The organism is Methylobacterium mesophilicum SR1.6/6 (assembly GCF_000364445.2).
GTDB classification, from domain to species: Bacteria; Pseudomonadota; Alphaproteobacteria; order Rhizobiales; family Beijerinckiaceae; genus Methylobacterium; species Methylobacterium mesophilicum_A.
In genome coordinates this window covers 946,601-969,821 of record NZ_CP043538.1, presented here as the reverse complement: position 1 = coordinate 969,821, position 23,221 = coordinate 946,601, and the positions used below count along the sequence as shown (strand labels likewise).

Sequence of the window (23,221 nt, the reverse complement as noted above, 5' to 3'; positions counted from 1 at the left end):
GCCTCGACGTGGTCCCAACCTCGGACGGCCGCCGGCAGAAGCGGGACCGCGCATCGGGCGTCGTGGCAGGAGCCCACCCTTAGCGTCCCGCCGCGGAACTGGTAAATCCCCGTCCCGAACCGGTCAGCCGGGGCATTGCGCGCCGGCCGCGGGACGCGTCATTGGGCCGGCGCGCGGGCGGGAGAGAGGAAAGCCTTCGGATGCCTGAGTCGGGGAGCCTTGAGATCGACGGTGACCGGAGCGCGTCGGTCCGGACGCTGGCGGCCGGCCGGCAGGCGGGGCGCGACGGGGCGCTGTGCGCCATGGAGGCGGTCGCCCATCTTGCCGGCGAGCCGCTCTCGGACCGGCCGGCCTGCGCGTCGCCCGTAATCGCCGCCTACGTCCGCACCTGGAGCGACGGCCTGCCGCAGGCGGCGCGCGACGGCCTCATCCTCCCGCTGCTTCCCCGCCTCGTCGGGACGCGCGGTCCGGAATCCGTCGAGCGACACCGGGCCGGGATGGTGGCCGACTGGCTCGTCCGCGTCCACCTGCCGGCGTGGTTCCACCTCGCCAAGCTGAACGTCGAGGCCGACGTACTGGCCGGCCTGCCCGAGATCCGCGATCTCGGCGACCTTGCCGGGCTGTGCGACGACCTCCGACGCGCCCGCAAGCGGGCGGTGACCGCCAACCTCACCCTGCGCCAGACCGGCCCCTCCGCGCGGGCGGCGGCCTGGGACGTCGCCCAGCGGGCGGCCTGGACGGCGATCCGCGACGATCTGGAGGCGGCCGGCGGGCCGATCCTCGCCGCAGCCTGGGACGCCGCCTACGCGGCGGCCTACGCGGCGGCTCGCGCCTCCGGCAAGGCGCTCCTGGAGCCGACCCGGCGCGCCCTGGAGGACACCGCCCTGACGCTCGTCGAGCGCCTAATCGCGGCGGGCGAGACCGGGTCCGACGGCGGCCGCCCCGCCGATCCGCGGCCATGAGCGGCGACGCCGCCGGCGGGCCGTCCGGGCCGGGGCTCGCGGGCGCCCGCTGCCTCGTGCTGGGCGGCGGCGGGTTCCTCGGGCTGAACCTGTGCAACCGCCTCGCGGCGGCAGGTGCCGAGGTCACGTGCTTCAGCCGCAGCCACCCGCAGGCCGAGGTCCTGGACCGGCGCGTCGCCCGGGTGTCCGGCCAGTTCTCCGACCGCCTCGCCCTCGCCAACGCGGTGGAGCGCCAGGACGTCGTCTTCCACCTGATCGCCGGCTCGATCCCCGAGAGCTCCAACCGCGACCCGTCGGCGGAGCTCTCGGCCGCGCCGATCGCCACGCTGCACCTCCTGGAGATCTGCCGCTCGGCCCGGATCGGGAAGCTCGTGTTCGCGTCCTCCGGGGGCGCGATCTACGGGATCCCGGGGGCCATCCCGATTCCTGAGCAGGCCCCGACCGACCCGATCTCGGCCTACGGCATCAGCAAGCTGATGATTGAGAAATCGCTCTATCTCTACCGGCACCTGCACGGGATCGACTACCAGATCCTGCGGATCGCCAATCCCTACGGCCGCTTCCAGCTCGGCACCAAGCACCAGGGCCTGATCGGCAGCTACATCCACCGCGTCCTCACCGACCAGCCGCTGGAGGTCTGGGGGACCGGCGCGGTGGTGCGCGACTTCCTGCACATCGACGACGTCAGCGATGCCTTCCTGGGGGCTGTCGCCTACCGGGGGCCGCACAAGGTGCTGAATGTCGGTAGCGGCCGGGGCCTGAGCGTCAATCAGGTCATCGCCGAGCTGAAGGCGGCCTTCGGGCGGGACCATCTCCCCTGCGTGCACCGGCCGAGCCGCGCCGCCGACGTGCCGACCAGCGTTCTCGACACCGCGCTGATCCGGGCGGAGCTCGGCTGGCAGCCCCGCGTCCCCCTGCGGGCCGGGCTCACCGGGACCATCGCGTGGATGCACGCCCACTTGGACCAGTCGCGGGCGGCGGGCGCGCGCCCCGCCGCCGGCTGACCGACCGGATCTTCTCTTCGCCCCGGAGCGGCCACGTTTGTCGGCGACAGCGCGCGGCATCGATCCGCGAGGAGAGCCCATGTCCTTCCTGCACGATCTGCCGATCGCGGACCTGATCGCGCATTACGGCTACCTAGCCATCTTCGTCATCATCACCCTGGAGAGCGCCGGGCTGCCCCTGCCCGGTGAGACGGTGCTGCTGACCTCGGCGGCCTACGCGGGCAGCACCGGCAACATCAACATCGCCGTCGTCGTGGCGATCGCCGCGACCGCCGCCATCCTGGGCGACAATGCCGGCTACTGGGTCGGCCGCCGCTGGGGACTGCCCCTGCTCCTGCGCAAGGGGCACCTGATCGGGCTCGACCACGGCCGGCTCAAGCTCGGCCAGTACCTGTTCCGCCGGCACGGCGGGAAGATCGTGTTCTTCGGCCGCTTCACTGCGATGCTCCGGGCCTACGCGGCGGTCCTGGCGGCGTGAACAAGCTCGACGCGCGCCGCTTCATGGCCTTGAACGCCCTCGGCGGCGTCGCCTGGGCCTCGATCATGGGGTTCGGCGCCTACCTGTGCGGCCGGTCGATCGAGAATGTGATGGGCCCGGTCGGCCTCGGCCTGCTGGCCTTCGTCCTGCTGGGCGCCGTCGCGCTGTGGCTCTTCATGCGCTGGCACGAGAGGCGCGCCTGATGGTCGCCGCCGAGGCCGAGATCCCGGGACCGCTCGGCGGGGGGCTCGGCGAGGCGCGGGTCGAGCCTGTCATGGAGCCTGTCCCGGCGCACGGCGGCGTGGACCCGAGCAGCCCCGTCCAGGCGGAGTTCCAGAATCAGATCGAAGCGCTCCTGGCCCAGCGGGCACGCGCGGCGCCGCAGGCCCCCACGCGCGCGGCCGTCCGGACTCGGCGCGTGCCCTGGCCCCTGTGGTTCAAGATCCCCGTGCTGCTCGTCGCCGCCGGCGCCGGCATGGCGGTGATCTCGTGGCACGATGGCGTCACCGGCGGCTTCTACGGGCGGCTAATCGGGCATGTCGGGATCCTCGGCATCGCCTTGATCCTTGTCGTCCCCGTTCTCCTGCTGCTGGTGGTCGGCCGGTGGCTCCCGCGTCCGGAGGACGAGGCCGACGCGGAGTCCGAGGAGGCCGTCGGTCTGGCGGCGTGACTGCCCGCCCCGCGATCCGAGCGCCCCGCGTGCAGGGTTGACCGGTCCCGGAGCCGATCGTACAGCCGGCCTCGACCCGACAGGGGCGCCACGTCGCGCCGGCCTCCGGCCGATCCCGCCGGCGGCCGCGTGCCCGAGACCCGTCGGGCCCCACGACTGAGACGGAGCCGACCTTGGGCGAGGACGTAGAGGCGCTGCGGGCGGAGCTTGCCGAGACCCAGGCGCGGCTCAAGGAAGCGCAGGGCGAGCTGGCCCGGCTGGTGCGCCTCGCCGAGGCGGATCTCCAGCGCCGGCGTCCCGGCGAGCAGTCGAGCGTCGTCGCCTCGTCGGTGCGCCGTCCCGCCGCCAAGGAGGTCGCGGCCCGGATCGCCCGGTTCGCCCACCTCTACCGGGAGGCCGCCGAGGCCACCCCGGACCGCGCCCCGGTCGTGCCCGAGCAGACGATGCTCGCGTGGCTTGAGACCTCCGGCCTGTTCGACCGCCAGTTCTACCTCGCGTGCAACGACGACGTCGCCAATGCGGGAGCCGATCCGATGATGCACTACTACAATCACGGATCGGAGGAGGCGCGCCTTCCCTCGACGCTGTGAGGCCGGTCGACGGCGCGGGCGCGCGGCGGGGTGACCGATCCCGGAAGTCTATGTCCGCTCTGCGATCAATCACGCCAAGTATAAAGCTAGAAGCAAAGCTGATAGACTTCGCGATCGTCTCTATCGGTCGCGTTGACCCTCCCCGTCCCGTGATCTAGGGAGCTGCCAGAAGGGACACGTGCGAGGGATCAGACCTATGCAGGACGGTGCAAGCGCGAGCGCGCCGGGCTCGACCACGGCTCCGCCCGCGCTCGAGCCGTGGCAGGACGACTTCGCCACGATCTACGCGAGCGGCCTGTTCGACCATATCGGCTACGCGACGCGCTATCCCGATGTCGGCCTGACCGACCTATCGCCCCTGGAGCACTACGTGAAGTACGGCGCCCGGCTGGGGCGCCGGCCCCGGGCCGACTTCACCGCGCCGCCGGACGAGACCTTCGACGGCAGCTTCGTCAATCCCTTCGCGGCCTTGATCCGGGCGCGCGCCGAGACTCGGGCCGCGCCGGTCTGGAACCGGCCGGTCGTCTCGGTCCTGTGCATCAGCTATAATCAGGTGGCCTTCATCCGGCAGACGCTGGAGAGCATCCTCGGCCAAGCCACGGACTTCCCCTTCGAGCTGCTGGTCGGCGACGATCGCTCCACGGACGGGACCGTCGAGATCATCGCCGAGTACGCCACGCGCCACCCCAACCTCGTGGCGGTCCTGCGCAGCGAGAATCTCGGGCCGAACAGGAACTTCGCCGACCTGACGGCCCGCGCCCGCGGCGAGTTCGTGGCGATCTGCGAGGGCGACGATTACTGGACGGACCCGCACAAGCTCCAGCGGCAGGTCGATTTTCTGCGCGCGCGCCCGGAATTCACCCTCTGCTTCCACCGCGTGCGCGTCGTCTACGAGGACATGCCGGGGGTCGACGAGCTGTACCCGAAGCAGTGCGGCCCGCAGCCGTCGCTGTCCGACCTCGTGGCGCACAACTTCGTCCAGACCAACAGCGTGCTCTACCGCTGGCGCTACCACGGCGAGGAGGCGTTCGTGTTCGACGAGGGCATCGCCCCCGGCGACTGGTACGTCCACCTGATGCACGCCGAGGTCGGGCGCGTCGGCTTCCTGCCGGAGGTGATGGCGGTCTACCGCAAGCACGCCGCCGGGATGTGGGCGACCTACGCCACCGAACTTGCCCGCCATAAGAAGCTCGGCAACTCCGAGATCGCGTTCTTCCGCAAGCTGCGCGGCCATTTCGGCGGCCGATACGCGGCGAGCTACGAGGCGTCGCAGAAGGCGATCTTCCGTCGGCTGGCCGAGGCCTATCTCGACGAGGAGGACGTGCCGAGCCTCGGCCTCCTGATCGAGGCCAACCCCGACATCGCCCGGGCTGCCCTTCACGACATGGGCCTCGACGCGCCCGAGGATCTCTCTGGCGAAGTGGACGCCCTGCGCGCGTGGTTGATTGATCAGCTTACCGTCAGTGTTATCATCACCGCCTACAACCACGCTGCCGATATCGGCTGCTGCCTCGACGCGGTGCTGGGCCAGCGCGGGCTGTTCCAACTGCAAGTCGTGATCGGCGATGATAAGTCCATCGACGGCACCGCCGCTATCGTTGAATCCTATCGGACCCGCGATCCGGATCGGATCATGGTGCGACCCCGACCACAGAACTTCGGCATGCTGCGCAACGTGCAGGATTGCCTCTCCGCCTGCACGGGCCGGTACATCGCTTTCTGCGAGGCAGATGATTATTGGCTGTCGGACCGCAAGATCGCTATGCAGATGCGGATGCTGCGCAACGACCGTAGCCTCGACATGTGCTTTAACTGGGTGTTGCTCCATTACCCGGCGACCGGCTCCTACATTCCTCATGACGAGCAAGGACGCTATCCCACCGGCACGATCAGTTTCCCGGTTCTGGCCAACTCGCCGCTTACCGCGAATTTCTCCTGCTGCTTCTACCGTGCTGAGGCCCTGCGTGGAGTGCCGGAGGCCTACTACGAGAATGAATCAGCGGCCGACTGGCTGATGAACCTCTATGTCGCCGACAAGGGTCGCATCGCGTTTCTTCGGGAGTTGCTCTCGGTCTACACGGTCCAAGAAAAGGGGCAGTGGTCGGGCTTGCCGGAGGATATTAAGAATGTGCGAATCGCACAGTATCAGAAGCAATTCGCCCGCATCTTCGGCGAGGGTCGCGGCTTCGAGAAGTACGAGGTCGGCTGCACCGTGGCCGAACTTGACGGCGAGTTACCAGATTCTTTCGCCCGCGCGAACCTAGAGGCTCCCCAGGACCGTGTCTGGGCCGAAATTCAGGACGGACAGGTGGTGCTGGCCGGCTGGGTAGTGTCGGCGAGTCGCGCCAAGGTGACGCTGATCGTGGAAGCCGATGGCGAGGTCAAGCGCATCCCAGTGGAGGTCCATCGGCCGGATGTGATCGCGGCAGTGCTGGGCGATATGCCTACCACCATGGAAGAAGCAAGGTGCGGATTTCGCTTCAACTTGCCCTACGCGCTCCACCTCGAAGTGCTAGTCTCTGTAGAAATTGAACACGAGGTAGTGCCTTGGCTTTCGGTTATATTTACTCATCGAACTAAGGTCGGTAATGTCAAATAAGATCTACTGATCAGCCGTTTGCGAGGCTGATTGGAAGGCATGAGATTGTAATCGCAGCGTTAAGGACAACCAAGCTTCGAGTCGGGCATGCAGCCATCACGTATGAGTTGAGGCTTATGGTATATCAAATTCGTTAGGCAGGGTACGCAAGACAGGACCAGCTAAGGCGACTATAGAATTATTCTAAGTGCATCAAATTCTCACTTAACGGGACTTGATTATGAGATTAGCGGAATATTTGAATACTAAGGGCGTTTGGGTAGATGGGCTGTGTTGGCCATCTTTTAGTCAATCTGGAGGTGAGATCTCTGATGTAGATATTGATCTAGAAAATAATCCGATTAAGATTTATGTGCAAGAGCAGTATGGCCGTTTCGGCAATAATGTCCATCAGTTGCTCAATGCCTTGGTTGTGGCTCGCCACTTGTCTGTCAAAATGATTAGCTGTAATTTCCATCTAGACGAAGTAAAAACTGAATTCATAGTGATGGACGATATTGAGGTGCGTTTTGGGGTCAAAGAAACTCCAAAATCCCCCGTAGTAAGCGCAACAATGTTCTACCTTCAAGGTTTTGAAAAATTTATTTGCTCATTTAACTGCAATCGTGTCAAACTGGACGCTGAACGATTGTTCCGTCTCTTATTCCAAGAAAAAAAATCCAAGCCTCGAGATTGGAATAAAAAGCGGATCGCATTTCACTTTAGATCCGGCGACATCTTCAGTACTAATATAAATCCTATCTACACTCAGCCGCCGCTATCTTATTATACCACGGCATTTGAGCATATCTGTGAGACGTTGCCGAATCGTGAAATACATGTCGTGTACGAAGACAATAGAAATCCCTGCATAGAAAAATTTCAAAGCTTTCTTGGCGAAAAAGGGGTGCCGTATGAAAGCCATTCGTCGAGCTTTATCGACGACGTCCGATTGATCGCCTCAGTTGACTGTATCGTTTCCTCTTACAGTTCATTTTGCGATGTGCTGGCTTTGATGAATGAAAATCTGGGCAGATGGTACGCGTTTCGATCAATTTCAGCTTACGAAGGCGTTGAGCTCTCAATATCCTCAAAATTCGCGAATATATTGGGAAGTGCCGGGACCGAAGTCTATCGTGTAACCGATGATAACAAGTCCTATATAGCACTAGGCGACTGGAAGTTGTCGCCTGAACAAGTTGATCAGCTCCTTAATTATCCGGCCTCGTGTCTATCCATAAAGCGAGAGAATGTGCTGCCAAGTTCTCCGCTGGTCAAGGGTGAAATAATTTGAAGATAGCCCCTCTTTTGAGAGTTGTATGCCGGAGCGGCGCCGATGAGTTGCTTTCTATTGATCGTCGCGGCCTATCGAGTATGAGCAACGATTAAATCTGTTTGGACCCATATCCAAAATAAAGAGCGATTTGGTTCTGCCCGTTGCTAATCAAACGCGGTTGAAAATATCGCCGCGCTTAGATGATCTAAGTAGGACGAGTTGCGACGCGGTGATCTATCGCACACGCCAATCTAGTGGTCTGAGTTAGAAGTTTTCTAACAGCTTGCTCGCGCGAGCACTAGGTAGCGGCCTTCTACGAGGAGGTCGTTACGATGGTCCGTGGTCCCAAGCCTGCCCACCTTGATCTGACCGGGGATGAGCGCACGTGGCTGCAAGGCCTGGTGCGCCGTCGCAATGTCGGCCAAGCGCTGGCCCAGCGTGCGCGCATCGTGCTGGCCTGTGCTGAGCCGGGTTCGACCAACAGCGGAATCGCTCGCGCGCTCGGCGTCAGTCGCATGAGCGTCACGACTTGACGTGCCCGCTTCCTAACGCAGCGCCTCGACGGTCTCGTCGACCTGCCCCGGTCCGGTGCTCCGCGCCAGGTCGCGGATACCGAGATCGAGCAGATGATCACGCGCACCCTGGAGAGCCAGCCGGAGAACGCCACCCACTGGTCGACGCGCGCCATGGCCCGGCAAGTGGGGATGAGCCAGACCATGGTCTCGCGGATCTGGCGCGCCTTCGGGCTGCAACCGCACAAGACCGAAGCCTTCAAACTGTCGACCGACCCGGCCTTTGTCGACAAGGTCCGGGATATCGTCGGCCTCTACATGGTCCCACCGCACCGCGCCGTGGTGCTGTGTGTCGATGAGAAGCCGCAGATCCAGGCGCTGACCGGCACCGCACCGGTGATGCCAATGCGCCCCGGCTAGTCCGAGCGCCAGACCCACGACTACAGACGGGCTGGTACGACCGACCTGTTCGCGGCGCTCGACGTACAGGCCGGGCGCGTCATCGGCCATTGCGCTCGGCGTCATCGCTCCATCGCGTCTTTCTCGGTCAGGTCGAGGCCGACGTGCCGAAGGATCTCGATGTGCATCTGGTTCTCGACAACGCGGCCACGCACAAGACCAAGCTCATCCACGGCTGGCTGCTGAAGCGTCCGCGCTGGCACCTGCACTTCACGCCGACCTCGGCCTCTTGGCTCAACCTCGTCGAGGGCTGGTTCCCGCTGCTGACGCGACGCCAGCTTCAACGCGGCGTGTTCGAGACCACGGGCGATCTCGAAGCAGCCATCCACGCCTACATCGACCAAACCAACGCCGAGCCGAAGCCGTTCGTCTGGACCAAGTCAGCCGACGCCATCCTCGCCAGCGTCAAACGCTTCTGCCAACGAACTTCTAACCTAGATCACTAGGTCGCGGACTCATTAAACTCGCAGCCAGACCCGCAGGGCTGCGAGCTTGACGCTGGCTAGGAAGTTGTCGGGATCCTTGTCGTAACGGGTGGCGACGGCCCGGAAGTGCTTGATCTTGCTAAAGAAGCGCTCGACCAAGTTGCGGTACTTGTACAGGAACGGGCTGAACGCCGGCACTCGCTTGCGGTTGGGCATCGGCTTCACGTTCGCCCACGCGCCCTGCTCCGCCATCCGAGTGCGAAGCGCGTCGCTGTCATAGGCTCGATCCCCCAGCAGGATCTGGCCCGTGCCCAGACCGCCCAGCATGTCGGCCGCCGCGCGCCCATCGTGCGCTTGACCCGCGGTGATCTTGAGCGCCACCGGACGGCCCTCGGCATCTACCAGCGCGTGGATCTTGCTCGTCAGGCCGCCGCGCGAGCGACCCATGCCTCCGGATCGGCCGACATTTTTTGGGCGCAGGCGGCATGCTGGTGAACCCGCACGCTGGTGGCGTCGATCATCTGCAGGTCGCCGTCGTAAGCCTTTGGCACCGCATCCAGAAGCCGATCCCAGATGCCACGCTTGCGCCAGCGCCGAAAACGGTTGCCGCCGGTTGTATGTGGGCCGTAGCGCGCCGGGATGTCGGCCCAGGGCGCGCCCGTGCGCAGCCGCCAGGAGATCCCGTTCAGCACCCGCCGATCATCCACGCGCTCCTTGCCGCGCAAGTCCGTCTGCAACAGCGGTTCGATCACCGCCCACTCCGCATCCGTCAGATCAAACCGCGCCATCAAAGCCCTCTTGCTCAGAGGGCTAACGACGCCGCGGTTCAACCGTGCCAGCCGTTATGGGTTCGCGACCTAGAGTAGGCACCGGCCGGATTGAACCGTCTAGGGTTTTGGCGCGGACGAGGTTGTGATTCGATGTGAGGCTTTCCGAGGCGAAGAGCCGATGGCGTCTGCCCTTGTCTGTTGATTTGCGCGAGCGTGTCGTGGCCGCGATTTGAGCCGTTCCCGGCGGTGTTGCGACGGGATAGTAGTCGGGGCGTTGACCGGTGAAGGAGCCAGCGATGCCTTCGCCATTATATGGGTCCGCCCCGTTCCGGCAGGCCCTGAGCGCGCGGCCTGCGCTGGGCCGTCGGTATCTCGGGACGCAGCAAGGTGTACGCGGCGGACGTGACGATGATCTTCCCCGGCGCGGGGCGGGGGCGACCGCGCGGGCGTTACGTCCCGGATCAGGTCTCGGTCGCAACGGAGACAATCATGGCGGACATGAGCGGCCGATCGGTAACTTGGCGGCGCGGCACTAAAGGCCAACTGCATACTCGCTTATGCACACTACGCCTTCGGTCGGCCACCACCACGGTGATGCCGACACTGTGAAGCCAATCTCAATCTGCCACCCTGAAAACAATCTGCCAAAGTAGCGGTAGAAGAGATCGGCGCCATCAGAGATGGTCGGAATGTGCGGGATTTAGCGAGAGCCATATCCGTGAAGGGCTTTTATCGTCCGGATCCTGCTAACGACGCACCGGTCGAGAGTTGGCTTGTGCCCGTCGTGACGCCCGCAGTTCCGAGAGGATAACCGTTGGTGCCGAGCTCATAGTTCGACGTATCTTCCGGAAGCCCAGTCGAGGGATTAAAGGTCACGGTCGGCTTTCCAAGCTCAATTGGCCGGACCGGGTCGATGGCCTGTCGCCCACCGGCAAGCGGCCGTACGACGTTTTCTGAGCGCACTGCGTCCGAACAGATGCCCTGGCAGATCGGCTCAACGAGGTCGGTCGGTTCGCAGATCGCCCGCATCGTACCTCTGACACAGGCGCACCGGCAGGCCGCAGAGGCTTCCACGGATGTCAGAAGCAGAAGGCATAGGAACACGAAGGATCGCATGGAAACAGCCTTTGGCAAACGGCGCGCGGACTCTTACCAGACCACCGGACCGAGGGCGACCCGCGGCTTCGCGCCGGTTTTGGCCATGCAGATCTCAGATCTCGGCGGTTGGGCCTTGCTCTACCCGCCCCGCATCGCGTCGCGCATGCGTGCGAGCAACGGCTGAGCCCGGCCCCGCGCCAGGGCGCCGCGGATCTCACCCGCCAACCGCGCCGCGACGATCTCGCGGGCGGGATCGTCGTAGTGGACGATGTCGTAGAAGGTCCCCTCCTCCCGATCCTGAAAGATCCCGCTGAGGTCCAGGGCTGTGAAGGTGCGCCGATACGGGCGCCGCGCCGCGAGCGCGGCCGTGAACGCCTCCAGCTTGGCGTACTGGCGGTCCAGGTAGGCCAGGAACGCTCCCGAGGCGACGCCGCGCTCCACCTCTGTGAGGTGTCGCTTGCGCAGCACCGTCGGCTGCAGGACGCTCACGATCGGCACTCCGTGATCGTGGGACAGCTTGGTCAGGCGGTGGGCGGCCAGCTGGTAGTGGTGGACGATGGCATCCTCCCATCCCGGGCTCTGCCAGCCCACCTCGGCGCGCAGCCGCTTCAACTCCTTGTAGATCAGCGTGACCAGCGCCTCGTAGGACAGGCCGTCCTCGCGCGCCCGGGGATCGTGCGTGTCGAAGAAGTGGTCGTAGAGCCGCTCGGTGATGAAGGCGTTGTAAGGGTGGCCCGGCCGGGGATCGTAGGTCCAGGGCTGGAACAAGTCGGTGCTGCCGCTGAGCACCACGATGGCGTCGGGGGCGCAGGTCACGAGCCGCGACCAGATCAGGTGCGTCATCTGCGTGAGGGAGCTCGACATCACCCCGAAATTGTAGACCTTCGCGCCGGCGAGCCCATCCGCCCGCAGGATCCGCTCGATGCGGCCCGGGAGGGTTTTGGCGATGTCGCCGCCGTCGATGGTGGTCGAGTCGCCCACCACGAGGATCCGGGTCTCCCCGGACGGCTTGGCCTCGGTGATCGGGGCCGCGTTCAGGAAGCCGTTCGCGTCGAACGGCACCCCGTAATGGCTCGCCCCGGGCTTTCCGGCGAACTGGATGAACGGGCTCGGATAGCGCGTGTTCGAGTCGAGATAGCCGAAATGGTGCAGGAACTTGCGCCGCCGCGCGGCATCCTCGGTCTCCTCCGGCGGCCAGAGCTGATCGACCCCCGGGGCCGTCAGGGCCGCCATCATCGCCTCGCGGAGCGCCGCGTAGCCCACCCCATTGAGGCGCACCCCGTCGGCGGTCAGACCGGGCCTGAGCGCCCCCGTCCCGATGGCGAGCACGGCGTCGTAGTCGATGAAGTCCGCGCCGTAATCCTGCGCATGGTCGCGCAGCCACGCATTCACCTGCCTGATGAGGGCGAACGGCAATCCGGCCGCACCGGAGGCGGCCGGATCCACCGGCGGGATCGAGCCGACCCAGGCGCGCACGTAGAGGTCGCGCGCGTCCCGCAGCATGGCGGCGATGTCGGCGACGATGGCCTCGCACGTGAGCGAGCGACCTTGCGTGAGGATGTCGTCGCGGCCGGCGATCAGGTGCAGGCCCTTCGCGCCGTAGGCGGCGATGTCGGAGCGCAGGCGCCGCGCCATGTCGCGGGTCGACTGCCCGGCGATGCCCCGGGGCACCGTCTGCGGCCCGGAGAACAGGTCCGGCGTCTCGGCGGTCAGCCCCGCCGTCACCGAATCGCCGAAGAACAGGATCGGCCCGAACGGGAACAGCGGTTTGTCCGCCTCCGGCATCGTCGGGCTGCCTCAGCGCGCGGCGAAGATCTCGATCCCGTCGAGGTGCAGATGCTGCTCCTCGTCGAGATCGACCTTCAGGTAACGGAACCGGGCATTGTCGAACCGCAGGTGGAGGGGCAGGCCGGGATGGCAGTGTGCGTCCACGGCATCGAAGACGAGGCGGTAAGCGTCCTCGGTCTCGCCCAGCCAGACCCGCATCAGCTGTGCCCGCTCGCTGGGCTGGCCCCACCGGTTGTAGATCCGGATCTCCGAGACGCGCGCGACCGCGCCGAGGTCGAGGACGAACCAGGGGTTCCGGTCGAGGCCCGTGTGGAAGAAGAACGACGGGTCCCCGGTGGTGCGCTGGCCGTAGACCCCCGTGGTGCCGGACCAGGGCGAGGCCGAGCTCGCCGTCCAGGTCTTGCCCAGCGCGATGTTCTCCGACGGGCGCGCCCAGACCAGCGCGGCCCGCTCGAACTCGTCGATCAGCGTCCGGATCCGCTTCGACGGCTCGCGCAAAGCCGGGATCTCGAGGTCGAGCTTGTAGATCAGGTTCGACAGGATGCTCTGGTCGAAGCGATGATCGATGAAGCCGTCGAAATCCGGCAGGCCGAGCTGGTTGGGGATGTCGGTGACGACTCTGGCGTCGCACGCGTAGCGCAGCCACTCGGCGACGAGGGTGCGGGTCGCCGGGCTCACCATGAAGGCGATCCAGGAGGCCTGGATCTGATCGGCGTCCCAGTAGCGCTCCGAGTCGCACTCCATGAGCACGAAGCAGTCGCGCTTGGTCCAGAGCCGCTGCGGCTTCCCGTGCAGCACGCCGCCCGCGACCCGGCGCTCGGACCCGGCGAGCCACGTCAGGAGCGGCGCCACCGGCGGGAGCGGATCCTCGCCCACCGCCTGCATCCCCGTGTCGCTGAAGACGATGAAGTCGCCGTCCCGGCGCTTCTCCAGCGCGTCGGCGATGATGTAGGGCTTCCAGGCCCAGTTCCCCGCCCCGCGCGCGCGGTCGAGGATGTCCCGGTGCTCGCGGTAGAACGCCGTCTGGCGCAGCCGGTCGGGCGACCAATTCTCGACCGTGTCGAAGTCACCCGTGGCCGCCGCGGCGGCTGCGAGACGGCGCTGGCTCTCGACGTAGTGGTACTTCGTGGCGAAGCTGACCAGCGTCTTGTGGCGTCCGCGCAGGCGGCGGCGCTGCCCCATCCGCACCTCGGCGCGATGCGTGTCGTACGCGTTGACGCACAATGCCTCGGGCGCCTCGTCCTCCCTGGCCAACGGGGTCCTCCTGGTGATCGGCTGAGGGCTTGTCACCGACTTTCGCATCTTCGGCAAGGTTGCGGCGGACGACCGCGCCGCAGCCGTGACTTGGCCTGCGAGACGTCAGACAATTTCAGGTTGAATTCTTCGGTCTGTGCAACCCGCTGCGCTCGTAAAGACGGCACCGGGCTGATTAACCGGAAGCGATATCAGACGATCCCTGGCTGCCGAACGGTGCACAGAGCACAGGGTTCACGACACGGACCGCGGAGCCTTAGTCATACCGTCTCCGGTTGAACGCTTCGGTCGGTGCAGCCCGCTCCGTCATTGCGAGCGTAGCGAAGCAATCCAGGGCTGCGATACCCCAGGGAACCTGGTGCCGGCTGGATTGCTTCGCTCCGCTCGCAATGACGGCGGAACCGATCTGATCAACCGGAAACGGTATCAGCTCTCCAACCCACGCCCTCATCCTTCGAGGCCCGCTGACACAGGCACCTCAGGATGAGGCGGTGGGTGGGATCACCCGATCGGCTTGCCGCCGGGTACGATCGCGCCCCGTGAGCGGGACCGGCTCAGCGGCTCAAGCCGGATACTTGTCGGAGGGGACGGACGGCGTCTTCACCACCACGGTCACCGCGTCCGTCAGGGCCTCGAACGCCGTCGCGTCGCCCGGCTCCACCGTTATGATGTCGCCGGCCTGCCAGACCTGATCGAACATCCGGACCGTGCCGGACACGATGACCGTCAGCTCGGTGGCGATCTTGTGGAAGTGTTTGTCCTCGCGCGCGCCCGCCGCGTAGCGCTTCACGCCCACCTCGGCGTCTGAACTGCGCGCCGCGCAGGGAGCGAAATCGCCGAGGAACCAGCCGCCCTTCATGTCGTCGAGACGGTGATGCTTCATGTCGCGGATCCGCCTTCGGTGAGGTGTTCGTAGTTGCTGAGCTGCCGCGGGGACTTGATCGGCCTGTAGGCATCCTTCGAGAGCCCGATCGTCCGGATGACCTTCTGCCGGAGGATCAGTTCGTTCAGCGCCGGCGCCACGTAGAACAGGCCGTTCACGTGGGCATCCTTCAGCACCATCGTCTGCAGGGCGTCGAAGAAGTCACCCGCCCGGCGCAGCCAGTAGAAGCCGGCATTGGCCTTCCGGCTGATCGGCCGCTTCTCCGCGACCTCGATCACCCGCCCCTCGGCGTCGATGCGCACGAAGGAGTAGCGCGGGTGGAGGGAGTCGAAGGTGAGCACCCCGCCGTCGGCGCCGCTGGCGCGAAACCGTTCCACGATCTCGGCGAAGTCGACGCTGATCTGGTCCGTCGCGTTCAGGATGATCAGCTCCTCGTCGGCCTGGATCCGATCGATCGCCATCAGGGCGGTGCAGGCCGCTCCTGCGGTCGGGCGCTTGATCTCGACGGTGTCGGCCTTTGGCGAGATCAGGCGGACGATGTCCCGGACATGGTGCCGCGCGTTGTCGCTGGCGCGCACGCAGACGATGTAGCGGTTGGGATCGAGCGGCGCGAGCGCCGTCATCTGCCGCTCCAGCATGAGCTGTCCGTCGACCTCGGAGAGCCAGACCGGATAGGGGTCGTCCTCGGTCTGCGCACTGGCGCCGGCGGCCAGGATGAGGATGTTCATGGCGCCGCCTCGATCTCGGCGATCCGCCGGTCCACGTTCGCCAGCGTGACGTCGGCTGGCGTCTGGACGACGAGCAGGTGCGCCCCCGATTGCCGGGCCGCCTTGATGCCGTGCTCGTTGTCCTCGAGGATCAGGGTCTCCTCTGGCGCGACGCCGAGGCGCTCCATGGCGATCCGGTAGATCTCCGGATCGGGCTTGGCCCGGGTCACGTCCTCATTCGACAGCATCAGGTCGAGGTGCGGCGTGAGGTTGGCGCGCTCCATCATCATCGTGACCGAGTCCCGGACGGAATTCGACGCCACCGCGAGCTTGACGCCGCGCGCCTTGAGGCGGGCCAGGGCGAATTCGTGGGCGAAGGTCGGCCGGCACCGGGTGCTGACGATCTCCAGCGTGTAGGACTGCTTCAGCCGGTTCAGGAAACCGTGGAGGCCGCCCGGCAGGTTCTCGGTGGCCGTCAGCAACTCGAGCTTGCGCCGGGTCGGCAGGCCGTCGAACGTCGTCAGGTGGTCGGTCCGGCTGATTTCCATGCCGAACAGGCCGAGCGCGCGGTTCAGCGCCTCGTAGTGCCAGTCCTTGGCGTCGATCAGGACGCCGTCCATGTCGAAGATGACGGCCTTGATCATGGGCTGATCATGCGGTGGGCCCGATCCGGGAAATCGGTGCACAGGGTGATGTCGCCGGGCATCGCCAGGAGCCAGTCCCAGACGGGGCGCGGATCGCGCCCGTGCAGCTCGGGCGAGACGACGCAGACGGCCTTGCCGGCCGCCAGATGCCGCTCGATCACCGACCTGTCGAACCAGTCGCCGCGGAAGGCGTCGAGCCACACCCCCTGCGCCGCGCCGTACAGGATCGGCTCGGGCTCGACGTCGCTGTGGCGGGTGTAGAACGGCAGGCCGGCGTTCGCGTACCAGACCGTCTCCGGGCCGGACATGTCGAAGGCGAACCAAGAGATCCCGCGTCCCTCGAACGCGCGTGCGAGCGCCGGCCCGAGCCCGTCGGCCTTGACGTTGACGGCGAGCGGTAGCCCGGTCCCAGAGAACAGGTCGAGTAGGGCCTCCCAGGGCAGCGCCTCAGCCTCCGGGGGATCGTGCGCGACCACCAGCCGGCCTGCGCTGTCCCGGACATCGGTCTCGGTGCCGTAGCCGGCGGCGATCGTGCGCTCGAAGGCCGGGACGGTGTTCTTCTCGTCCGGCTGATGCCACCAGCCGCGATGGCTGATGATCCTCATGCGGCCGCGGCGTCCCGCGAGATCGGCAGGCTCAGGAACAGGTCCAGGTCTGCCGGCGTGCCCAGCCCGTACATCCCGTCGGCCTCCCGGCCGATATTCATGTAGGCGATGTGGGCGCCGGCCTCGATCAGCTCCTCGTAGACGGGCGCGACGTAGAACTCGCCGTTGACGCGCTTCTCGGCTGCGATCATGCGCTTGGCCGCCTGGACGAAGTCGTCGCCGCGCCGGAAGTTGTAGATCCCCACGGTGGCCTCGTCGGAGATAGGCTGCTTCTCGACGACCCGCGTCACCCGACCGGTCTCGTCCAGGCCGACGAACGACCATTTCGGATCGTGCGCCGTCATGGTCATGATCAGGCCGTCGACCGCGGGGTCGTCGGTCCGGCTCAGATACGCATCGATCGCGCAGTCGATGAACTGATCGCTGTTGGCGATCATCAGCGGGTTGCCGGAGAGATGCCGCTCGGCGAGGAGCACGGTGCAGGCCGCACCCTCAGTGACGCCGTCGATCGCGACGAGCTCGGCGTTCGGCGCCCAGTCGGCGAGCTTCCGATCCAGGCCGTAGGCTTCGACATGCTCGCGCTGGCAGATGAAGATGAAGCGGTGCGGGCGCGTCGGGCGCAGGTTGTCGATGACCACCTTGATCATCGGGGTCTCGTGGATCGGGATCAGCGGCTTGGGCTGAGCATATCCGACGGACGCGAACCGGCTCCCCCGTCCAGCCATCGGTATGACGATATCGAGCATGATGGGCCGGCAGGGTCCGGGGCGTTCGGGGAGGTCGGGACGCCATAAGCGATCTGCCTGCGAGGCTCAAGGTGACCGGATCGCCCGCCCGGCTACCCGATCCCCGACGTCATGGCCGACGCGACGCCGGACGCCCTGGGCGCGGATCCGGTGGGACGGCCGCCCTCTCGCCTGACCGGCGGATCGGATATACGGCGGGATCGACACCCCGGTCCGGACGGGAGATGCGGACGCGCCCGGCACCGCGGTAATGCCACGTTCGACGATGGAGGCGGCACGCGGGCTTCTTAGCGCGAGCGCGAGCCCGGCGCTGCTGTCGGAACCGAAGTGCAGAGACGGGATGCGATGACCGACCGTATCGGTTTGAGGACGGGATCCGATCGAAGCCTCGTGGCGGATCGGATCGCGCGGGCGATCTACGCGTATGCCGGCCGGACGGGGCACGCCGTCGGACACGCCACCGTGCGCAAGGGCATGGCCCTCCTGCCCGCGCCCGTCGTCGAGACGATCACCCAGGCCCTGTGTCGCGAATTCGCCGGCCGCGCCGGAACGCAGCCGTCACAGAGCGAACTCCAGCGATTGGCCTTCCTGTACGGCGTGTTCCCGCGTGATCCCAACCTCATCGCGCTGACGTTCCGCGTGAACGTGTATCCCGACACCAACGCGCGCGCGATCGAACACCTCCTCGCCCGCGTGACGCCGGACATGGAAAGGCGCGACGACCTGAACGTCATGCGCCTGTTCTACATCCACAAGACATCCCCGGCCGGGTTCGATCCGCAGCAGTTTCAGAGGATTGCGTTCGACGCCATTCGGAACGACGGCATTCTGGTCGACATCTGGCGGGTCCTCTTCATCAAATTGGTGATGGAGAAGATGGACGGCGGCCCCTTCGATAAGGCGATCGTCCGGCATTACATGGAAATCGAGGGCGATCCGAATATTTTATATTCGATCCTTTACATATTGTTCGACCGCTTCAATCGGCTCAACGATCTCGATGCTCTGGCAGACGTGGTCGCGCAGGCGCGGTTCAAGACGTCTGCCGAGGGCTTCGCGGTCGCGTATTTCTTCCTGGTGTCGTTCGGCTTCGCGGCACAGGCCAAGGCCTTGGAAGACGCACACCGCGGTCTCCCGAACGCCCTCCTCCACCCCCTGTTCATCAAGGGCCGGCTGGCGCCGCAGCCTGTCTCCGCCGCCCCGGAGGCGCGCCCGGACGGTGACCGCGTCGATCCCGCCTACGCCGCCCTGGCCTGGGCCTGGCGCGACGCCGAGCTTGAAAAGGCGGAGATCAGGACCCGGTTGGCGCGCCGGCCGCGCGCGGCGTCGCCGCGGGCTCCGGACGCTCCGGCGAAGCCCCGCCTGCTGGTCGCCGTCTTCGGGCAGATGCGGTTTCCCGAGGCGACCCTGCCGGGGGTGCGCGACTGGATCCTGAACGACTTCGCCGCCCACGCCGCGGAGGTCGACCTGACCTTCGCGGTCTGCACCTGGCGCGAGACCGGCGGCAAGGTGTTCCTGCCCGACGACCACATCGATACGATCGGCGGCTTCCTGTCGCCGCCGGTCATGGCGCTCCTGAAAAGCCTGGGCTGCTGCACGATCTCGGATCTCCGCCCGCATTGCCCGCGGGTCGCGAGCAAGATCCTCGACCAGGCGCCTATCAGCACGGAGATCGATGAGGGCCGGATCGCCCGCTCCTTCCCCGGCGAGACGACTTTCGACGTCGACAGCGAGGGCGGCTACATGCGCGCGCTGGGCCGAACCATCGCGGACGCGGTCGACGGCAACACGATGCTGATGAATCAGGGGCGGATGCTCTCGCGGATCAGCGCGGTGACGCAGATCCTGGCAGCCGTCGACCGGTCGCGCCCGGCGCCGACCCACGTCCTGTTCATCAGGCCGGACCTGTGCGACCTCTCCGGCTCGCTCGCCTCCGTCTTCCAGCAGATGCGAGGCCGGTCGAACTGGGCCGTCGTGGACCAGGATGCCTACGCGCAGGTCGTGGAGGGCGTCGGAGACCGCTTCATCCTGGCGGACAGGTTGGCCGCCGAGGAGATCGCCGGGATCGGGACCTATACGCGGCGGATCTTCGACGGCGCGGACCCTGAGAGCGTCCTGCGCCGGAAGCGCCTGGAGCCGCACCAGATGCTGCGATCCCTGATGTTCGAGGCCGGCATCGATATCCGGACGGTGTCGCGCCGGATCGTCGGCTGGAACCTGTTCCGCGGCGCCGTCAACCGGGACACCGTCCTGGCGGAACTGCGGGTCGATGTGGCCCATATGGCCGACGGCGCCCTCAAGGAGGCGTTCACGGAGCGCCTGTGATCCCCGCCGTCCGATCGCGGCCGAGGTGCGGCGTCTGCGCGGTGTGGCCGCGACCTGGCGCCGGCCCGCGATCAGCCGGCGATCACGTCCGGTCGTCGAAGGCGAGCTGCTCGATCGGGTAGTCGATCATCATCTGGCGGCGCTCCGGCGAGTTATCCCACTCCCCGACCTTGGTGTAGGCACCCGCACGGTCCACGACCTCGACGATCTTGCCGATGGTCGGGATGCCCCTGAAGTGCTGCGGCCATCCGGACGCGAAGTAGTACACCTCCTCCACGCGCTCGGAGAGATGGCAGACGCCGGGACCGAACGTGCCGAGGCCGAAGACGAGATAGCGGCCGTTCACCAGCGCGGCGACGTCGTCGGCGAGCGTCCCGCTCTGCGTCGTGAACGGGATGCCCAGGCCGGCGATATGCGCCTCGAGCTCCGGGATCACGGGGTTGAGACGGTTCTCGAACACCAGCTTGATGGAGGCGATGCGCTTCTCCGCCATCAGGCGCGCGATCACGAGCTTGTAGAACGCCAGCGGCGGCTGCGGGTAATGCGGCGCGACCCAGGTGCTGAAGATGTCGCCGGAGCGGATGTGGATGAGGAGCTGATCGTCGGGCTTCTCCGGAAACCGCGCGGGCAGCCGGTTGAAGAATGGGCGGATGTAGTTCGTGATGATGTGGCGCGAGCGCTCCTGCTCCAGATCGCCGGCGAGCTTCTGGACTTGGACGTCGAAGAACATCCCCGACAGGAAATAGCCGTCGGCCGGCAGCGGATGCGAGGCCGGGATGAAGGTGATGCCGCCGATCTCGCGCGGTTCCGCGTAATCGAGGACCTCGCTCCGGTCCCGGGCAGGCAGCTTGATGTACTTCAGCTTGAGGGCGATGCAGATCCCGATGGCCAGCAGGCACTGGATGATGAAATTGCCGAAGGCGCCGTTCTCGTAGAGATCGATGCCGACGACCGACAGGCTTCGCTGATCCGGATGGCCGAGAAGGCGGTAGCCCCTGTAGAGATCGACGCCCGGCCGCTCGGAGACGAGGTCGAAATCCGCGTTCATGAGCGTGCGCCAGACGATCAGATCGAAGGCGGCGCGCTCGGTCCAGACCCGCGCGGCGGCTTCGTCATCGCGGGCGGGCTCGGCGGCGGCGACACGGATGTAGCGGGTCCAGCTCGCCTCGCCCGGCACGATCACGATCGCCGCCGCGGCGTTCGCACTGTCGGACCCGGGGACGATTTCGGGGGACGCCCACGTCACCCCGTCGTCGGAGAAGGCGATCCGAACCTCCGAGGGAGCCGTCCCGGCCCGCCCGAGCGCGATGGTGTGGACGGGGAAGCGGAGTCCCAGGTCGACCTGCCGCCAGGCGCCGGTCCCGGACGCGCCATCTTGATCGACGACCGTCCACGGGCTGCCCGGAGCGAGTTCGACGAGGTCGCGAGGAGAAGCCTGTTCGTCTGCCATCGACTGCGTTCCGTGTTCCCCGCCCGACGTCGCGCGCTGGCTCGACCGCGGTCCATCCCGGCAGGCTCCGATCGCGAACGTCGCCGCAGGCCGAACATTCCGCGCCGTCGCGTACGACGCCGTGATCCGGATCCGCGCGCCGTCTCTACGGGAGGCCGGCGGGGAGGTCGAGGGGCCGCTTCGGCGCGCCGCGGCGTCGCGCGCCCGACATGGACAGGCTGCGCCGGTCGGTGCGATATCTGACGCCTTCCGGTCGTTGCGCGCCCGCGTGCCGCGAACGCCGTCGTCGCGACCGCTCGCCCGGGCCCTCCCAGCTGAGATCGACCAAGCATGCCTATCAAGATCGTCGACCTCGGCCACAACAATCAGATCGACGCCGCGGACGATTTCCTCGAGACGCAGAACGGAACCATCTTCTTCGAGCGCAGCAACAATCACGTGATGATCGGGAAGAACTCCAACAGTGACGATATCTATCTTCACTGCGGGTCCGACGCGACGGTCCATGTCGGGGATCACGTGCGGCTGGCCAAGGCCCGGATGCACATCGTGGCGCCGACCAAGCTGATCGTGGCGGAGTTCACGTCCTTCGTCGGGAACGCGCAGATCTCCGCACATGAAGCGGCCGAGATCACCTTCGGCCACAACTGCCTCATCGCCGACGAGGTGACGGTCTCGGTGAGCGACATGCACTCGGTCATCGATCTGGAGACCGGCGCGCGGATCAATCCCGCCCGCCCGATCCTGATCGGTCACCGCGTCTGGATCGGCGCGCGCTCGACGGTGCTGAAGGGCACGACGATCGGCGACGGATCCTTCATCGGCGCGCATTCCCTGGTGCGCGGCAGCATCCCGTCCAACGTCATGGCCGCCGGCGTGCCGGCGAAGGTGATCCGCACCGGCGTCACGTGGCGCACCGATCTGATCTGACGCGGCGGCCGCCTCAGCCGTCCAGCCCGAGCATCAGCCCGAGATTCTGCACCGCCGCCCCCGAGGCGCCCTTGCCGAGGTTGTCGAGGCGCGCCACCAGCACGGCCTGACCGTGCTCGACCGAGCCGAACACCCGCAGCTCCAGCCGGTCGGTGTCGTTGAGATCCTCCGGCTCGATCTTCTCGCGGTGCGCGCCCGTGGCGGCGCCCGGCACGACCTGCACCAGCGTCTGGCCGGCGTACCAGTCGCGCAGGGCCGCCTCTAGGTCGCCCGCCGTGGGCTTGCCCGGCAGCGCGTCGAGGTGGAGCGGCACGCTCACCAGCATGCCCTGCCGGAAATTGCCCACCGAGGGCACGAAGATCGGCCGCCGGGTCAGCCGGCTGTAGCGCTGCAGCTCCGGCAGGTGCTTGTGGGCGAAACCGAGGCCGTAGAGCTGGAACGGCGGCGCCGTGCCCTGCTCGTAGGCCTCGATCATGCTCTTGCCGCCACCGCTATAGCCGCTCACCGCGTTGAGGCTGATCGGGTGGTCGGCCGGGATCAGCCCGCTCTCCACCAGGGGCCGCAGGAGCGCGACACCTCCGGTCGGGTAGCAGCCGGGATTGGCGACCCGCCGGGCGCGGGCGATGGCCGCGCCCTGCTCCCGGGTCAGCTCGGGGAAGCCGTAGGTCCAGCCTTCGGCGACCCGGTGGGCGGTGCTGGCGTCGAGGACGCGCGGGCCGCCGCCCGGCAGGCTGTCGGCGAGCGCCACGGTCTCCTTGGCGGCCTCGTCGGGCAGGCAGAGCACGACGAGGTCGACCTCGGCCAGCAGGGCGCGCTTGGCCTCCGGATCCTTGCGGTGCTCGGGGGCGATGCTGCGCAGGGCGACCCGGCCGTCGCGCTCCAAGCGCTCGCGGATGCCGAGGCCGGTGGTACCGGCCTCGCCGTCGATGAACACGGTGGGCTTCCTCGCGCCGTCGCCAGCCATCGTCCGTCTCGCTCTCGAAATCCCATGCACCGCCCGAGTCGGGCACGGCTGTTCAGGTGATCGCGCTGCACCATCGTGTCAACGGCAGCACTGGACCGTCAGA

At 66.5% G+C, this 23,221-nt stretch carries 21 protein-coding genes and 1 pseudogene; 12 read left to right on the top strand and 10 right to left on the bottom strand.

All coding sequences use genetic code 11. The features are described from left to right. Positions 1 to 200: 200 nt before the first annotated feature. The 9 genes and pseudogenes from MMSR116_RS04460 to MMSR116_RS04430 all read left to right on the top strand — a co-directional run bounded on the left by MMSR116_RS04460 (position 201) and on the right by MMSR116_RS04430 (position 8,975). Positions 201 to 962: a hypothetical protein gene (locus tag MMSR116_RS04460; protein WP_010685043.1), complete on the top strand. Its 762-nt coding sequence runs from the start codon at positions 201 to 203 to the stop codon at positions 960 to 962. Then, positions 959 to 1,966 (top strand): NAD-dependent epimerase/dehydratase family protein, encoded by a 1,008-nt coding sequence (locus MMSR116_RS04455; RefSeq protein ID WP_010685042.1) that lies wholly within the window; start codon positions 959 to 961, stop codon positions 1,964 to 1,966. Before MMSR116_RS04460 ends, MMSR116_RS04455 begins: the two co-directional genes overlap by 4 nt. Positions 1,967 to 2,045: 79 nt before the next feature. Beyond that, the gene (locus MMSR116_RS32465; protein WP_244625599.1) at positions 2,046 to 2,444 is read left to right on the top strand and encodes a DedA family protein; all 399 of its coding nucleotides are present in this window, start codon (positions 2,046 to 2,048) and stop codon (positions 2,442 to 2,444) included. Next, positions 2,441 to 2,647: a hypothetical protein gene (locus MMSR116_RS32460; protein WP_244625598.1), complete on the top strand. Its 207-nt coding sequence runs from the start codon at positions 2,441 to 2,443 to the stop codon at positions 2,645 to 2,647. The genes MMSR116_RS32465 and MMSR116_RS32460 overlap by 4 nt, the downstream gene beginning before the upstream one ends. Then, positions 2,647 to 3,114: a hypothetical protein gene (locus tag MMSR116_RS32455; RefSeq protein WP_010685041.1), complete on the top strand. Its 468-nt coding sequence runs from the start codon at positions 2,647 to 2,649 to the stop codon at positions 3,112 to 3,114. The genes MMSR116_RS32460 and MMSR116_RS32455 overlap by 1 nt, the downstream gene beginning before the upstream one ends. Positions 3,115 to 3,287: 173 nt before the next feature. Beyond that, a complete protein-coding gene (locus tag MMSR116_RS04445) occupies positions 3,288 to 3,704 on the top strand; it encodes a hypothetical protein (protein ID WP_010685040.1) in 417 nt (138 codons plus the stop codon). Between the two features lie 370 nt (positions 3,705 to 4,074). Next, on the top strand, positions 4,075 to 6,303 hold the full coding sequence (locus tag MMSR116_RS04440) for a glycosyltransferase family 2 protein (protein ID WP_244625597.1): 2,229 nt from the start codon (positions 4,075 to 4,077) through the stop codon (positions 6,301 to 6,303). Positions 6,304 to 6,523: 220 nt separating this feature from the next. Then, the gene (locus MMSR116_RS04435; RefSeq protein WP_010685038.1) at positions 6,524 to 7,576 is read left to right on the top strand and encodes a hypothetical protein; all 1,053 of its coding nucleotides are present in this window, start codon (positions 6,524 to 6,526) and stop codon (positions 7,574 to 7,576) included. Positions 7,577 to 7,890: 314 nt separating this feature from the next. Then, positions 7,891 to 8,975, top strand: a pseudogene (locus tag MMSR116_RS04430) (IS630 family transposase). A gap of 12 nt (positions 8,976 to 8,987) precedes the next feature. Here the strand turns inward: MMSR116_RS04430 and MMSR116_RS04425 are convergent. Further along, positions 8,988 to 9,742, bottom strand: a protein-coding gene (locus MMSR116_RS04425; protein ID WP_106428284.1) for an IS5 family transposase whose coding sequence is annotated in 2 segments (ribosomal slippage) — positions 8,988 to 9,418 and positions 9,418 to 9,742 — 756 coding nt in all. Because the reading frame shifts where the segments join, the coding sequence is not laid out codon by codon here. A 369-nt stretch (positions 9,743 to 10,111) separates the two neighbouring features. Between MMSR116_RS04425 and MMSR116_RS04420 the strand changes: the two genes are divergently transcribed. Beyond that, on the top strand, positions 10,112 to 10,333 hold the full coding sequence (locus tag MMSR116_RS04420) for a hypothetical protein (RefSeq protein ID WP_348529338.1): 222 nt from the start codon (positions 10,112 to 10,114) through the stop codon (positions 10,331 to 10,333). Between the two features lie 627 nt (positions 10,334 to 10,960). Here MMSR116_RS04420 and MMSR116_RS04415 read toward each other — a convergent pair. The 7 genes from MMSR116_RS04415 to MMSR116_RS04385 form a co-directional block, all read right to left on the bottom strand. Beyond that, the gene (locus tag MMSR116_RS04415; RefSeq protein ID WP_010685036.1) at positions 10,961 to 12,607 is read right to left on the bottom strand and encodes a GDSL-type esterase/lipase family protein; all 1,647 of its coding nucleotides are present in this window, start codon (positions 12,605 to 12,607) and stop codon (positions 10,961 to 10,963) included. 12 nt (positions 12,608 to 12,619) lie between these two features. Next, the gene (locus tag MMSR116_RS04410; protein ID WP_010685035.1) at positions 12,620 to 13,864 is read right to left on the bottom strand and encodes a hypothetical protein; all 1,245 of its coding nucleotides are present in this window, start codon (positions 13,862 to 13,864) and stop codon (positions 12,620 to 12,622) included. A 562-nt stretch (positions 13,865 to 14,426) separates the two neighbouring features. After that, complete coding sequence (locus MMSR116_RS04405; protein WP_010685034.1) at positions 14,427 to 14,747, bottom strand: cupin domain-containing protein; 321 nt, start codon at positions 14,745 to 14,747, stop codon at positions 14,427 to 14,429. Continuing rightward, positions 14,744 to 15,475 (bottom strand): glycosyltransferase family 2 protein, encoded by a 732-nt coding sequence (locus MMSR116_RS04400; RefSeq protein WP_010685033.1) that lies wholly within the window; start codon positions 15,473 to 15,475, stop codon positions 14,744 to 14,746. The genes MMSR116_RS04405 and MMSR116_RS04400 overlap by 4 nt, the downstream gene beginning before the upstream one ends. Beyond that, positions 15,472 to 16,098, bottom strand: coding sequence for an HAD family hydrolase (locus MMSR116_RS04395; protein ID WP_010685032.1), 627 nt, complete (start codon positions 16,096 to 16,098; stop codon positions 15,472 to 15,474). Before MMSR116_RS04395 ends, MMSR116_RS04400 begins: the two co-directional genes overlap by 4 nt. Beyond that, positions 16,095 to 16,703, bottom strand: a complete 609-nt coding sequence (locus MMSR116_RS04390; RefSeq protein WP_010685031.1) for a hypothetical protein — start codon at positions 16,701 to 16,703, stop codon at positions 16,095 to 16,097. Before MMSR116_RS04390 ends, MMSR116_RS04395 begins: the two co-directional genes overlap by 4 nt. Beyond that, a complete protein-coding gene (locus MMSR116_RS04385; RefSeq protein ID WP_244625674.1) occupies positions 16,700 to 17,428 on the bottom strand; it encodes a glycosyltransferase family 2 protein in 729 nt (242 codons plus the stop codon). Before MMSR116_RS04385 ends, MMSR116_RS04390 begins: the two co-directional genes overlap by 4 nt. A 366-nt stretch (positions 17,429 to 17,794) precedes the next feature. On the opposite strand from MMSR116_RS04385, the gene MMSR116_RS04380 reads away from it, so the two are divergent. Next, on the top strand, positions 17,795 to 19,774 hold the full coding sequence (locus tag MMSR116_RS04380) for a hypothetical protein (RefSeq protein WP_010685029.1): 1,980 nt from the start codon (positions 17,795 to 17,797) through the stop codon (positions 19,772 to 19,774). 82 nt (positions 19,775 to 19,856) lie between these two features. On the opposite strand, the gene MMSR116_RS04375 is transcribed toward MMSR116_RS04380, so the two are convergent. Then, entirely contained in the window at positions 19,857 to 21,224 is a 1,368-nt protein-coding gene (locus tag MMSR116_RS04375; protein WP_010685028.1) for a coagulation factor 5/8 type domain-containing protein, read from the bottom strand. A 330-nt stretch (positions 21,225 to 21,554) separates the two neighbouring features. Here MMSR116_RS04375 and MMSR116_RS04370 point away from each other — a divergent pair, with 330 nt between their 5' ends. After that, positions 21,555 to 22,154: an acyltransferase gene (locus MMSR116_RS04370; RefSeq protein ID WP_010685027.1), complete on the top strand. Its 600-nt coding sequence runs from the start codon at positions 21,555 to 21,557 to the stop codon at positions 22,152 to 22,154. A 13-nt stretch (positions 22,155 to 22,167) separates the two neighbouring features. Here the strand turns inward: MMSR116_RS04370 and argC are convergent, their stop codons facing one another. Continuing rightward, on the bottom strand, positions 22,168 to 23,118 hold the full coding sequence (gene argC, locus MMSR116_RS04365) for an N-acetyl-gamma-glutamyl-phosphate reductase (RefSeq protein WP_039893825.1): 951 nt from the start codon (positions 23,116 to 23,118) through the stop codon (positions 22,168 to 22,170). Positions 23,119 to 23,221: the final 103 nt, after the last annotated feature.

What these genes read in the sequence shown, in the direction of transcription:
- MMSR116_RS04460 (WP_010685043.1), top strand. Translation starts at nt 201, where the DNA reads ATGCCTGAGTCGGGGAGCCTTGAGATCGACGGTGACCGGAGCGCGTCG.
- MMSR116_RS04455 (WP_010685042.1), top strand. Translation starts at nt 959, where the DNA reads ATGAGCGGCGACGCCGCCGGCGGGCCGTCCGGGCCGGGGCTCGCGGGC.
- MMSR116_RS32465 (WP_244625599.1), top strand. Translation starts at nt 2,046, where the DNA reads ATGTCCTTCCTGCACGATCTGCCGATCGCGGACCTGATCGCGCATTAC.
- MMSR116_RS32455 (WP_010685041.1), top strand. Translation starts at nt 2,647, where the DNA reads ATGGTCGCCGCCGAGGCCGAGATCCCGGGACCGCTCGGCGGGGGGCTC.
- MMSR116_RS04435 (WP_010685038.1), top strand. Translation starts at nt 6,524, where the DNA reads ATGAGATTAGCGGAATATTTGAATACTAAGGGCGTTTGGGTAGATGGG.
- MMSR116_RS04415 (WP_010685036.1), bottom strand. Translation starts at nt 12,607, where the DNA reads ATGCCGGAGGCGGACAAACCGCTGTTCCCGTTCGGGCCGATCCTGTTC.
- MMSR116_RS04405 (WP_010685034.1), bottom strand. Translation starts at nt 14,747, where the DNA reads ATGAAGCATCACCGTCTCGACGACATGAAGGGCGGCTGGTTCCTCGGC.
- MMSR116_RS04400 (WP_010685033.1), bottom strand. Translation starts at nt 15,475, where the DNA reads ATGAACATCCTCATCCTGGCCGCCGGCGCCAGTGCGCAGACCGAGGAC.
- MMSR116_RS04395 (WP_010685032.1), bottom strand. Translation starts at nt 16,098, where the DNA reads ATGATCAAGGCCGTCATCTTCGACATGGACGGCGTCCTGATCGACGCC.
- MMSR116_RS04390 (WP_010685031.1), bottom strand. Translation starts at nt 16,703, where the DNA reads ATGAGGATCATCAGCCATCGCGGCTGGTGGCATCAGCCGGACGAGAAG.
- MMSR116_RS04385 (WP_244625674.1), bottom strand. Translation starts at nt 17,428, where the DNA reads ATGGCTGGACGGGGGAGCCGGTTCGCGTCCGTCGGATATGCTCAGCCC.
- MMSR116_RS04380 (WP_010685029.1), top strand. Translation starts at nt 17,795, where the DNA reads ATGACCGACCGTATCGGTTTGAGGACGGGATCCGATCGAAGCCTCGTG.
- MMSR116_RS04375 (WP_010685028.1), bottom strand. Translation starts at nt 21,224, where the DNA reads ATGGCAGACGAACAGGCTTCTCCTCGCGACCTCGTCGAACTCGCTCCG.
- MMSR116_RS04370 (WP_010685027.1), top strand. Translation starts at nt 21,555, where the DNA reads ATGCCTATCAAGATCGTCGACCTCGGCCACAACAATCAGATCGACGCC.
- argC (WP_039893825.1), bottom strand. Translation starts at nt 23,118, where the DNA reads ATGGCTGGCGACGGCGCGAGGAAGCCCACCGTGTTCATCGACGGCGAG.